Raw genomic sequence first — 12,035 nt, 5'->3', positions numbered from 1 at the left:
GCCGGTCCTTTCGTCAATGGGAAGCGCGCAATAGCGCAGGAGTATCGGCGTGCAGCGCGACGCCGCCGATCCAGGTGCCGGTCGGCCGCAGGTCGCGGTCGAAGCTGACCCAGTCGGCCCGCAGCCCCGCCGCCAGCGCACCGCGCTGACCGGCGAGCGACAGGAAACGGGCAGGCGTCGTGCTGGCCATGGTTGCGGCGTCGGGGACGGACAGGCCGGTCACCTCAACCGTGTTGCGCAGCGCCGATGCCATGTCGAGATGCGTGCCGGCGAGCGTGCCGTCGCTGAACACGCATACGCCGTCGCGCACGGTGATGCGCTTGCCCTGCAGCATGAAATCCGTCGCCTCAGTCCCCACGGTCGGCATTGCATCGGTGACAAGCATCAGCCGGTCGACGCCCTTGACCTTGACCGCGATCCGCACCGCGGCCGCGTGCAGATGCGCGTCGTCGACGATCAGCCCGCACCAGACATTCGAATCGAGCGCCGCGCCGACCAGTCCCGGCGCGCGGTGGTGCAGCGGCGACATCGCGTTGAACAGATGCGTGACCCCCGAAAGACCTGCTGCGATCGCCGCTTTCGCCTCTTCATAGGTCGCGTCGCTATGGCCGGCGCTGACGATCACGCCATAACGGGTCAGCGTCGCGATATCCTCGGGCGCACATTGTTCGGGCGCCAGCGTCAGCATCACCCGGCCGCGCCGCGGCGCGGTAAGCAGCGATAGCATTGCCGCATCCAGCCTGCGGATGCGGTGCGCTTCGTGAATGCCGCGCTTCGCCTCGTTGATGAATGGGCCCTCGATATGGATGCCGACCACCCCGGGAACTCCCTTTGCGATCGCAGCATCCACCGCGTCGAGCGCGGCGGAGATCTGCGGCGCGGTGTCGCTGATCAGCGTGGGGAGGAAGCCGGTCGTGCCGAATCCCGCATGCGCCGCCCCGATCGCGGCAATCGCGTCGGGATCGGCATGGTCGTTGAACAGCACGCCGCCGCCACCATTGACCTGACAATCGATGAACCCGGGCAGCAGCCAGCCGCCGTCCAGATCGATCGTCGCATCGACGCGCCCCGAACCTTCCGGCCCGATTGCCGCGATCCGGTCCCCCGCGACCGCGATCTCGGCGGAGCGCAAAATGCTGCCCGGCGTCGCAATGCGCCCGTTGACGACACGTACGATCATAACGTCTCGGTCACCTTGCGCAGGTGTGGCGGCGAATCGGGATCGAGTCCCCGCGCCAGTGCCAGCGCGTTGGCGAGGCGATAGAAGCTCTGCACCATCAGGATCGGCTCGATCACCGGATGTGCCGCCAGTGCGGCCAGGTCCGCCGCGGCCGGATCGGGATCGACGAGCAGCAGCTTCGCGCCGCGTGCGCGAAACTCGGTCGCGGTTTCGCGCACGCTCGCCCCCGCCCGGTCGCTGCCGCCGAACGCCAGGACATGAAAGTCGCGTCCGACGATCGCCATCGGCCCGTGTCGAACCTCTGCGGCGCTGAAGCTTTCGGCATGCAGCGCGCACGTCTCCTTGAACTTGAGCGCGGCTTCCTGTGCGATACCATAGCCGTGGCCGCGACCGAGCACGAACAGATTGTCCGCTTCGATCAGTGCCGGCACCCCGCCGGACCAGTCGAGGGCCCAGGCGGCAGGTAGCAGCGCGGGCAGTTTCGCCACGCCCGCCGCGATTTCCGCATCGCGTGCCCAGGCGCCGGTCAGTGCCGCGATCGCCGCGAGCGACGCGATATAGGATTTGGTCGCCGCGACGGAGCGTTCCGGCCCGGCCGACAGCGCAATCACCTCATCCGCCAGATCGCGCAGCGGCGCATCCTCGGCATTGACCAGCGCGACCACATATGCACCTGCGCGGCGGTGCAGCGCCACCGTCGCGAGCAGGTCGGGGCTGCGGCCCGACTGCGAAATCGCCATCACCAGCCGGTTGCCTGGGACGACCGGCGCGTCGAACAGCGTCGCCAGCGACAGCGCGGCCGATACCACCGGCACGCCGGTCCGCGTTTCGATCATATATTTGGCATAGGTCGCGGCGTGATCGGACGATCCGCGCGCGCAGGTGATGACCGTTTCGGGCGGATGCGCGCGCAGACGTTCGGCGATCCGGGCGAACGCGGCGCGATTTGCGTCGAGCATGCGCGCAACTGCAGCAGCTGCCTCGCACGCTTCGCCCCCCATCAGGGTGGTGCGCTCGGCCATCGCCGGTGCCCCCATTGCCGCCCTCCTCTCGATCGCTCCACGCCCGGCGCGTTCCAGACTGGTATTATAGTGGTTATATTGGTCTCATCAAGAGGTATTCCTCTCTCAAATCTTGATGATCCATGCCTTGCGGCGCAGCCACTCCATCGCAGCCCATATCAGCACCATATAGAGCAGCACCGGAATCAGCGAGGCGACGGGATCCCCCAGGGTGGTTCGCGTCGCGTCGAACGGCGTGCGCAACAGGTCCCATGTCACCATGCTGGCGGTCAACTGATGCAGGGTATAGGCGGCAATGGCGTTGCCGCCGAATGCGATCATCGCGGTGGCGGCGGGGCCGGGCTTTTGCCCGGTTCGATCCAGCCAGGGATGGAGCGCGGCGAGCGCTAGCGTGATGATGCCCGACGTCACCAGAACGAAGCTGCTCGACCAGATGTCCTTCACGATCGGAAAGGCGAAGCTCCACGCCGCACCGACGGCCACCATCGCACCACCGGCAAGGGCAAGCGCTCGCGTGCGGCCGCCGCTGCGGTTGCGCAGAAACTCGCCCAGTACGACTCCGATCAGTCCTTGGGCGATCGCCGGGAGCGTTCCCAGAATTCCCTCTGGATCATAGCCTTCCGGTCCTTGGACATAGCGATGGGCACCAAGCACGACGCGGTCGAGCGAGGCGACGAAATTATGCCCGCGTTGCCATAGGTCGTTGGGCAAGCCGTCAGGTGCGGGAAGCAGGGTCAGGGGCCAGTATCCGATCAGGATCACGGCGATCAGCGCAATCCGCAGGCGCGGCCCGGCCGTCAGATAAAGCAACGCGCATGCGCCATAGACCAGACCGATCCGCTGCAGCACGCCGAACACGCGAAATGGGTGTGCGTCGAAATCGGTCGCCCAATAGAGGTTGGACAGGATCACACCCAGAAGGACAAGTCGGCCGGCGCGCGCCAGCGCACGCCCCTGCTGCCCCGGTTTGGGGTCGCGCAGCGAGAAGGGGATGGCGATCCCCACCATCGTCAGAAATCCGGGAAAGACCAGGTCGGCGAGGGTCAGGCCGTCCCAGCTCTTGTGCAACAGGATCGGGGCGACCTCGGCATCCGCCCCCCATTTCATCGCTGCGGCGGAATTCACTAGGATCATCCCGGCGACCGTCAGGCCGCGCAATACATCGAGTGAAATCAGCCGCATCCCGCGCTCCCCCTGTCACCGATCCCGCGCAAGCCGGACAATTCCTGCCTGGTCGCAAATTTGCAATAGACAGGATTTTGAATTTGTAGTCTATTGGTAATAGTCCAATATCGAAATTGGTCTCATAAAAGTTCGTTGGGAGCGAACGGGGGCCGGGACAAGACGGGGAGACAGGCAATGATCGAACGGACCCTCAAGGCTGCGCATGGGCGCCGCTTGATGCACGGGATTTGCGTGGCCGCGCTGGCCAGCGCGATCAGCGCGCCGGCGCTGGCTCAGGACGCCGCCGAGCAGGACGATTCGGACACGGTCGTCATCACCGGGATCCGCGACAACCTCGAATCGGCGCAGAACCGCAAGCGCTATGCCGACACCGTGGTCGATTCGATCACGGCCGAGGATATCGGCTCCTTCCCCGACAAGTCTGTGGCCGAAGCGCTGCAGCGCGTCCCCGGCATCACCGTCATTCGCTTCGCCGGTACCGACGACACCTCGCACTTTTCGGCCGAGCCGTCGGGCGTCATTATCCGCGGCCTCAACCAGGTCCGTTCGGAATTCAACGGCCGCGACACCTTCAGCGCGAACAGCTCGCGCGGGCTAAGCTGGCAGGACATCTCGCCCGAGTTGCTCGGCGGCATCGACACCTACAAGAACCAGACCGCGGACCTGATCGAAGGCGGCATCGCCGGCACGGTAAATTTGCGCACGCGGCTCCCGTTTGACAGCCCCGGGCGAATTATCTCCCTCTCAATCAAGAACACCTATGGCGACATCGCCCGCAAATCCTCACCAGAGATTTCGGGTATCGTCTCCGATCGCTGGGAGACCGGGATCGGCGAGATCGGCCTGATGCTGAATGGCGCCTATGCACACGCGATCACGGCGAGTCAGGGGGTGCAGTTTGATCGGATGGGTGTGTTCGATGGGGTGTTCGGGCCGGGGAAGCAATATATCCCGAGCGGCATTTCGATGCGCGAAAACGAGTATGACCGGAAGCGCTATGGCGTCGCGGCGGCGTTCCAGTGGAAGTCGACCGACGAGTCGATGACGCTGACGGGCCAGTACCTGCGCTCGCAATACAATAACAGCTGGCGCGAATATTCGGTCCTCTCCAGCGCGTTCGGCGGCGACCTGTACGGACGGCCGGCCGACTTCGAATATACCGACGGCAGCCAGATCCAGCCGCTGCAGGGCACCGCGCCCTTCACCTTCGACGAAGACGGAAACTTCCTGTCCGGCTGGTGGTCGGCGCCGCGCCCCTATGTCGGCGAAGGCAACGACAATCTGGGCCTGGGCCTCAACGAGAATGGCGAGGCGTTCTACAACCGCTGCTATGCCTGGGAAGGCTGCACCAACACGCAGCGCGCGCCGCAGGTCGACGCGTCCGCGAACGCGCTGCGCAACCGCCAGATCACGCAGGACTTCGGCCTGAACTTTCGCTGGGAAGTGAACGACCGGCTGCGGCTGACCTTCGACGGGCAATATGTCGATGCGAGCGTGAGCAACTACAACGCGTCGGTGCTCGCACGCAGCTATGCCAACACCTTTGTCGACCTGACCGGCGAATATCCGCGGCTGCAGTTCACGCCGACGGTGGCGGACAATATCAACCTGTCGTCGGGCGGGCTGAACAATCCCAACAACTATCACTACTACGCGATCACCGACCATACCGAGGACAGCGACGGCCAGGAAATCGCGCTGCGCATGGACGCGGAATATTCGGTCGAATCGAGCTGGCTGAACGCGATCAAGGTCGGCGCGCGCTATTCCGACCGCGACCAGACGGTGCGCTGGGGCGCCTATAACTGGGCCAATATCTCGAACACCTGGACCTATACCCAGGCGCCCTATTTCAACATCGACAGCCCGGTCTATCCGGCCGGGACGACCCAGACGCACACGTTCGGCGGCGATTTCTTCGCCGGTAACCAGCTGAACCAGAATTCGTTCGTGTTCTTCAACATGGACAATCTGGTGAACCGCGAGACGCTGGCCGCGTCGCTCGGCCGGCCGGCGATCGGGGTGGGCGAATATTATCCGGTATGCTCGGGCGAAGGCTATCGCGCGGGCGAGACGATCGAGCGCGACTTCGGCTGCTATCTGCCGAGCGAAATCCACCGCGTGAGCGAGCGCACCGTCGCCGCCTATGCCATGGCGAAGTTCGGCGGCGACGGACTGGCGATCGGCGGGGTCAAGATCTCGGGCAACCTCGGCGCGCGTCTGGTGTGGACGCAGGATGCGACGGTGGGCGCGACGACCTTTGGCAACCCGTTCACCGCCACCGAATTGTCGTGCTCCCGCGGCGTCGATGGCGCGGGCAATCCCACCGCGACGGCAGGATGCGTGATCACGCCGGCGGAGATCGCGTTCAACAACGGCGCGACCGTGGCCGACACGACTAGCGTGAACCATTTCCACGTGCTGCCCAGCTTCAACATCAAGTTCGACCTGACCGACAAGCTGGTGTCGCGCTTTGCCTATTCGCGCGCGATGTCGCGGCCCGATTTCGGCCTGTTGCGCAATTACCTGACGATCACCCCCTTGAGCCCCAATCTCAACGATCCCACCAACCCGCTGGTTACGCGCGACGCGGCGGGCAACGCGATCGCCTATGACTGGCAATATACCGCCACGTCGGGCAATCCGGGGCTGAAGCCGATCACGGCGGACCAGTTCGACCTGACGCTGGAATATTATTTCGCGCGCGCCGGATCGTTCAGCATCACCGGCTTCTACAAGCAGTTCTACGACTATATCCAGGCTGGCCAGTTCAACCTGACCATCCAGAATAACGGCGTCACCGAGAATGTCCGGCTCAACCGCCCGGTCAATGGCGAGGGTGCCGGCATCTATGGCATGGAAGCGTCGTTCAGCACCTTCTTCGACTTCCTGCCGGGCGCGTTGAGCGGTTTCGGCGTCCAGGCCAACTATACCTATGTCAAGAATGACGGGATCGAGACGGTCAATCTGACCAACGAGACCGGTGCCGGAACCGTCGGCGGGGGCCTTACCTACGAAACCTCGGCGGTGAAGGCGGATGCGCTCGAAGGGATTTCGAAGCACAGCTTCAACCTGGTCGCCATGTACGAGAAGGGCCAGGTGTCGGCGCGCGTCGCCTATAACTGGCGCTCCAAATATCTGGTGACGGCGATCGACTGCTGCGTCGGCCTGCCGATCTGGCAGGATGCGACCGGCCTTCTCGACGCGTCGATCCGCTTCCGCGCCACCAACAATATCGAGTTCGTGCTGGAAGGCTCGAACCTGCTCGGCACCGATACGGTGCTGTACCAGCAGGTCGACTCGACCGGACTGCTGAAACCAAATGCCTGGTTCAAACAAGACCGGCGTTTCCAGTTCGGCGTTCGGTTGAGCCTGTGACCCGCGATCCGGCGTCGGTCCCGCACGGGGCCGGCGCCGGAATAGCGCGGCGCGAAAGCGGGCCGGTGCCGCAACCGTTTCGGCTTGGCCGAAACAGGCGCTAAGGTCGCACGAGATGAGCGGGCAATTCGATATCGTGATCGTCGGCGGGGGTACCGCCGGGTGGATGTGCGCCGCGGCGTGCGCCGCCAAGCTGGACCCGCGCCGCTATCGCGTGCGGCTGATTGAATCCGAAGCGATCGGGACCGTCGGCGTCGGCGAAGCGACGCTGCCGCAGATGAAGGACTTCAACGACTTCCTGGGCCTCGACGAACGCGAGTTCATGGCCGCGACCCAGGCCAGTTTCAAGCTGGGCATCGAGTTCGTGAACTGGGGGCGGCAGGGTGACCGCTATATCCACCCCTTCGGCACGTTCGGGCGGCCGATCGGCGAGGCGGATTTCTTCAGCTATTGGGCGCGCGCGAACGCGGCGGGGACGGCGCCGTCGCTGTTCGACACCTGTTTCCCGATCGTGATGGCGAAGGCCGATCGCTTCATGCTGCCCAATGGCGATCCGGACGATGTCCGCAACGCCTTTTCCTATGCCTATCATCTCGACGCCTTTCTCTATGCCCGCTTCCTGCGGCGCTGGGCCGAGGCGCGCGGGATCGAGCGGGTCGAGGGGCGGATCGTCGACGTCGCGCGCGACGGCGCGGACGGGCGCATCGCTGCGGTCACGCTTGAGTCCGGCGCGCGGGTCGCGGGCGATCTGTTCGTCGACTGCTCGGGCTTCCGCTCGCTGCTGCTCGGCCAGACGCTGGGCATCGGGTTCGAGGACTGGTCGCACTGGCTGCCGTGCGACAGCGCGGTCGCGGTGCCGTCGGCGCGGTCCGCCGCCTTCACCCCCTATACCCGCGCGACGCGGCGCGATGCCGGCTGGCAATGGCGCATCCCGCTGCAGCATCGCACCGGCAACGGCTATGTCTATGCGAGCCGGCATCTTTCCGACGACGCGGCGGCCGCGGCGCTGCTCGCCGGGCTCGACGGCGAAGCGCTGGCCGAGCCGCGCGTGCTGCGTTTCACGGCGGGCAAGCGCGCCCAGGCATGGTCGCGCAACTGCATCGCCATGGGGCTGGCGGGCGGGTTCCTCGAGCCGCTCGAATCGACCAGCATCTATCTGGTGCAGGCGGCGATCATGCACATGCTGACGCTGTTGCCCGACCGGCCGGAGATCGACCCCGCGCTGGCCGCCGAGTTCAACCGCGTGCTCGACATCGAATATGACCGGATCCGCGATTTCCTGATCCTGCACTATGTCGCCAACGTCGCCGATGCGCCGTTATGGGAAGCGGTCACGTCGACGGACCTGCCCGATACGCTGCGCGCGCGGATCGAGCGGTTTCGCCATCGCGCGCACGTTCCGGCCTATCGCGACGGGCTGTTCGGGCCGACCAGCTGGCAGGCGGTGTTCGTGGGGCAGGGCATCGTGCCGCGCGCGGCGGACCGGCTGGCGGATACGCTGCCCGATGCGGTGCTGGCGGAGCGGCTGGAGGCGCTGTCGGCGACGATCGAGTATGGCGTCCACAGCGCGCGCGACCATGGCGCCTTCGTCGCCGATTATTGCCCGGCGCCCGCGCCATGACCGGGGCCGTGCAACGCGTCGCCGTGCTGGGCGGCGGCATTGCCGCGCCGATGGCGGCGCTGGCGATCCGGCGCGCCTATGGGCGGATGGGCGTGACGGTGCGCTGGCACGACGACGGCACGCGGCCGCCGCGCCATGCCGCGCTGGTGGCGCCGCCCGACCTGGTCGGCTTTCACGGACTGCTGGGGATCGGCGATGCGGCGCTGATCGATCATGCGCACGCCACGCTGACGCTGGGCCAGCAATTCGTCGGCTGGGGCGGGGACGACGTCTTCCTGCATGCCTATGGCGATGCCGGAACGCCCTTTGCGTCCTTGCCCTTTATCCAGCACTGGACGCGGGCGCGCCATGCCGGGTTGCGCGTCCCGCTCGAGGAATTCTGTATCGCGGCGGTGGCGGCGAAGCAGGGGCGCGTCGGAGCCGTGCGCGACCCCGCCGTGCCGCAGGCGGTCAAGCCCGGGCGTCATCTCGACGCGCAGGGCTATGCCGCGGTGCTGCGCGCCGCATGCCGGGCGGCGGGGGTGGAGATCGTGGCCGCCGAGGTGGCGGCTGAGGCGGATCTGATCGTCGATGCGCGCGACGCGGCGGAGGACGGGGCGCCAGCGCCGCTGTGTGACCGCATGATCCTGGCGTCCGCGCCGCCGATCGATCCGATCCCGCTGCACGGGCGGATGATCGCGCACGATGCCGGCTGGATCGCGCTGACCCCGCTGGCCGACCGGGTGGCGGTGGCGTGTCACTATGCCTCGGCGCGGATGCGCGAGCAGGACGCGCTGGCGGCGCTGCAGCAGGCGGTGGGACGGGCGGTGCAGTCCGATCCGGCGGTGGCGGTGGCAGCGCGGCGCGTGCCGGGCTGGACCGGCAACCGCGTCACGATCGCGCAGCCCGACGGGATCGCCGCCACGCTGGACGGCGCGGGGCTGATCGAGCTGCAGCTGGCGATCGCGCAGCTGATCCTGTTGTGGCCGATCGACCGCGTGGCGATGATCGAGGCGGAGCAGTATGGCGACGAGCTGCGCGGCACGCGGGCGCGGATCGCCGATTTTTCGGCGCAGCATTTCCGGCTGAACGCGCGCGGATCGCCCTTCTGGGAGGCCGCGCGGGCGGCGCCGATGTCGCTGGAGCTGGCCGCGAAGATCGACCTGTTCGCGGCGCGCGGCATGGTCGCGCACTTCGATCAGGAGGCGCATGTCGACGATGGCTGGGCGCTGTGCATGGCGGGGCATGGCGTGGTGCCGCGCAGTCACGACCCGCAGGCGCTGCTGGTCGAGGATCAGGCGCTGATGGCCGAATTCCAGCGCCAGCTGTGCGCGATCGCGGCCGAGGTACGCGCCATGCCGACGCATGCGCAGGCGCTGGCGGCATTGCGGAGCGGGCGATGAGCGCGCGGACGCGGGCGGTGCGGCGCATCGTCATCCTGGGCGGCGGCAGCGCCGGGTGGATGACCGCCGCGGCGCTGGGCCGCGCGCTCGCCGGGCAGCGGCACGCGATCACGCTGGTCGAATCGGATGCGATCGGCACGGTCGGGGTGGGCGAGGCGACGGTGCCGCCGATCCACGAGTTCAACCGCTATCTGCGGATCGATCCGGCCGAATTCCTGCGCGCGACCCAGGGCACGATCAAGCTCGGCATCCAGTTCGACGGCTGGGGCGGGGCGGACAACGGCTATTTCCACCCGTTCGGCTATTTCGGCGTCGAGATGGGCGGCATCCATTTCCACCATTACTGGCTGCGGCATCTGGCGCAGGGGGGCGATCCCGATGCGGCGCCCTATCAGCTCGAGACGCTGGCGGCGCGTGCGGGGCGGTTTGCGCCTGCGACCCGGCTGGGGCCGGTGCATCATGCGGTGCATTTCGATGCGGCGGGCTATGCGCGCTTCCTGCGCGGGCAGGCCGAGGCGTCGGGGGTGGTGCGGATCGCGGGCAAGGTGGCCGATGTGCGACTGGACGGCGAGGACGGGTTCATCGACTCGCTGCTGCTCGACGATGGGCGGGTGATCGCGGGCGACCTGTTCATCGACTGTTCGGGGTTTCGCGGGGTGCTGATCGAAGGCGCGCTGGAGACGGGCTATGTCGACTGGCGCCACTGGCTGCCGTGCGACAGCGCGATCGCGATCCCGGCCGCGCGCGACGGCGATCCGCCGCCCTTCACGCGATCGACCGCGCGCGAGGCGGGGTGGCAGTGGCGCATCCCGCTGCAGCATCGCGACGGCAATGGCTATGTCTATTCGAGCGCGCATCTGGCGCAGGACGAGGCCGCGCGGCTGCTGACCGAGCGGCTGCCGGGCGCGGCGCTGGCCGAGCCGAACCGGCTGCGCTTCGCGGCGGGGCATCGGCGGCTGGTGTGGAACCGCAATTGCGTGGCGATCGGGCTGGCGGGCGGATTTCTCGAGCCGCTCGAATCGACGTCGATCCACCTGATCCAGACCGCGATCGTGCGGCTGCTGGCGATGCTGCCGCGCGACGGCTTCGACCCCGGGGTTGCCGCGCGGTTCAATCGCGACACGATCCGCGAGGTCGAGGCGATCCGCGACTTCGTGATCGCGCACTATGCGCTGGCCGGGCGCGACGACACGCCGTTCTGGCGCGATGTCGCGGCTGCGGGCGTTCCCGACAGCCTGGCCGAGCGGATCGACGTGTTCCGCGCGACCGGCAACATCCTGTTCGAGCCGGGCGACCTGTTCGGCCCGACCAACTGGTATGCCGTGCTGACCGGGCAGGGGGTGCGCCCGGCGAGCTGGCATCCGATCGCCGACGGGCTGTCGGCCGATGAGCTCGCGCGGCGGCTGGCGACGCTGCGGGCGCGGGTGGCGGAGCAGCTGGCGGAGCTGCCGACGCATGCGGCGTTTCTGGGGGCGCTCTAGCCGCTGTTGAGTTCGGCGACCACGTCATAGGCGTCGCCGCGATAGTAGCTTTGCGTGAACTCGGCGGTGCGGCCGTCGGAGAGGAAGCCGCGGCGTTCGATGAACAGGCCGGGCGAGCCGGGCTCGATCCCCAGCACATCGGCCTGTTCGAGGGTGAAGGCGATCGCCCGCAGCCGCTGCAGCGCGCGCACCGGAAGGTGGCCATGCGCCTCGAGCGCCTCGTACAGCGACGCGCCGACCACCGCGACCGAGGGGAGGCAATAGGCGGGGACGGTCGCATATTCGAGCGCCATCGAGGTGTCGTCGGCGTAGCGGATGCGGTGGAAGCGATAGACCAGCGAGCCGGGCGAGAGGCCGAGCGAGAGCGCCTCTTCCGGCGTCACGGTCCCGGCGGTCTTGCTCACCCATTCGCTATACGGGCGGCGCCCGCGCGAGATCATGTCCTGCGAGAAGGAGGTGAGCTTGGAGAGGCTCTTCTCGACGCGGGGGCGGGTGACGAAGGTGCCGGCACCGCGGCGGCGCGCGACCAGCCCCTCGCTGACCAGCCCGTCGATCGCCTTGCGCACCGTGATGCGCGACACGTCGAATTCCTCGGCGAGGTCGCGTTCGGTGGGGATCGCCTCGTCCGCCTTGACGACATGGCTGTCGATTGCGTCGCGCAGGATCTTCTGCAGTTGGAGATATAGCGGGGTGGGGTCTGCCTTGTGGAGTGCCCCCACGACTTCGATCAGCGACACGGACGTTGCTCCACCTTCGGTCGGGCGCGCCGGGGCCCGCTCCACATGT

Annotated in this window: 8 protein-coding genes; 4 read left to right on the top strand and 4 right to left on the bottom strand. The window is 67.3% G+C overall.

What is annotated here, in order from left to right; genetic code table 11:
- Positions 1–13 precede the first annotated feature (13 nt).
- The 3 genes from nagA to ABS767_RS03245 all read right to left on the bottom strand — a co-directional run bounded on the left by nagA (position 14) and on the right by ABS767_RS03245 (position 3,384).
- Positions 14–1,180 carry an N-acetylglucosamine-6-phosphate deacetylase gene (gene nagA / locus ABS767_RS03255; protein ID WP_408076932.1) on the bottom strand — a complete coding sequence of 389 codons (1,167 nt, stop codon included), beginning with the start codon at positions 1,178–1,180 and terminating at the stop codon, positions 14–16.
- Positions 1,177–2,217 (bottom strand): SIS domain-containing protein, encoded by a 1,041-nt coding sequence (locus ABS767_RS03250; protein WP_408076931.1) that lies wholly within the window; start codon positions 2,215–2,217, stop codon positions 1,177–1,179. The genes nagA and ABS767_RS03250 overlap by 4 nt, the downstream gene beginning before the upstream one ends.
- Before the next feature lie 90 nt (positions 2,218–2,307).
- Positions 2,308–3,384 (bottom strand): acyltransferase family protein, encoded by a 1,077-nt coding sequence (locus tag ABS767_RS03245; protein ID WP_408076930.1) that lies wholly within the window; start codon positions 3,382–3,384, stop codon positions 2,308–2,310.
- A gap of 177 nt (positions 3,385–3,561) precedes the next feature.
- On the opposite strand from ABS767_RS03245, the gene ABS767_RS03240 reads away from it, so the two are divergent.
- The 4 genes from ABS767_RS03240 (at position 3,562) to ABS767_RS03225 (ending at position 11,249) form a co-directional block, all read left to right on the top strand.
- Positions 3,562–6,765: a TonB-dependent receptor gene (locus ABS767_RS03240; protein WP_408076929.1), complete on the top strand. Its 3,204-nt coding sequence runs from the start codon at positions 3,562–3,564 to the stop codon at positions 6,763–6,765.
- Positions 6,766–6,880: 115 nt separating this feature from the next.
- A complete protein-coding gene (locus ABS767_RS03235; protein ID WP_408076928.1) occupies positions 6,881–8,386 on the top strand; it encodes a tryptophan halogenase family protein in 1,506 nt (501 codons plus the stop codon).
- Positions 8,383–9,768, top strand: a complete 1,386-nt coding sequence (locus tag ABS767_RS03230; RefSeq protein ID WP_408076927.1) for a tryptophan 7-halogenase — start codon at positions 8,383–8,385, stop codon at positions 9,766–9,768. The genes ABS767_RS03235 and ABS767_RS03230 overlap by 4 nt, the downstream gene beginning before the upstream one ends.
- Entirely contained in the window at positions 9,765–11,249 is a 1,485-nt protein-coding gene (locus ABS767_RS03225; protein ID WP_408076926.1) for a tryptophan halogenase family protein, read from the top strand. The genes ABS767_RS03230 and ABS767_RS03225 overlap by 4 nt, the downstream gene beginning before the upstream one ends.
- Here ABS767_RS03225 and ABS767_RS03220 read toward each other — a convergent pair.
- A complete protein-coding gene (locus tag ABS767_RS03220) occupies positions 11,246–11,986 on the bottom strand; it encodes a GntR family transcriptional regulator (protein WP_408076925.1) in 741 nt (246 codons plus the stop codon). The genes ABS767_RS03225 and ABS767_RS03220 overlap by 4 nt on opposite strands.
- Between the last annotated feature and the right edge of the window lie 49 nt (positions 11,987–12,035).

The sequence above is a fragment of the Sphingomonas plantiphila genome (assembly GCF_046000505.1).
GTDB classification, from domain to species: Bacteria; Pseudomonadota; Alphaproteobacteria; order Sphingomonadales; family Sphingomonadaceae; genus Sphingomonas; species Sphingomonas plantiphila.
This window is presented reverse-complemented; position numbering and strand designations above follow the sequence as displayed.

What these genes read in the sequence shown, in the direction of transcription:
- nagA (WP_408076932.1), bottom strand. Translation starts at nt 1,180, where the DNA reads ATGATCGTACGTGTCGTCAACGGGCGCATTGCGACGCCGGGCAGCATT.
- ABS767_RS03250 (WP_408076931.1), bottom strand. Translation starts at nt 2,217, where the DNA reads ATGGGGGCACCGGCGATGGCCGAGCGCACCACCCTGATGGGGGGCGAA.
- ABS767_RS03245 (WP_408076930.1), bottom strand. Translation starts at nt 3,384, where the DNA reads ATGCGGCTGATTTCACTCGATGTATTGCGCGGCCTGACGGTCGCCGGG.
- ABS767_RS03240 (WP_408076929.1), top strand. Translation starts at nt 3,562, where the DNA reads ATGATCGAACGGACCCTCAAGGCTGCGCATGGGCGCCGCTTGATGCAC.
- ABS767_RS03235 (WP_408076928.1), top strand. Translation starts at nt 6,881, where the DNA reads ATGAGCGGGCAATTCGATATCGTGATCGTCGGCGGGGGTACCGCCGGG.
- ABS767_RS03230 (WP_408076927.1), top strand. Translation starts at nt 8,383, where the DNA reads ATGACCGGGGCCGTGCAACGCGTCGCCGTGCTGGGCGGCGGCATTGCC.
- ABS767_RS03225 (WP_408076926.1), top strand. Translation starts at nt 9,765, where the DNA reads ATGAGCGCGCGGACGCGGGCGGTGCGGCGCATCGTCATCCTGGGCGGC.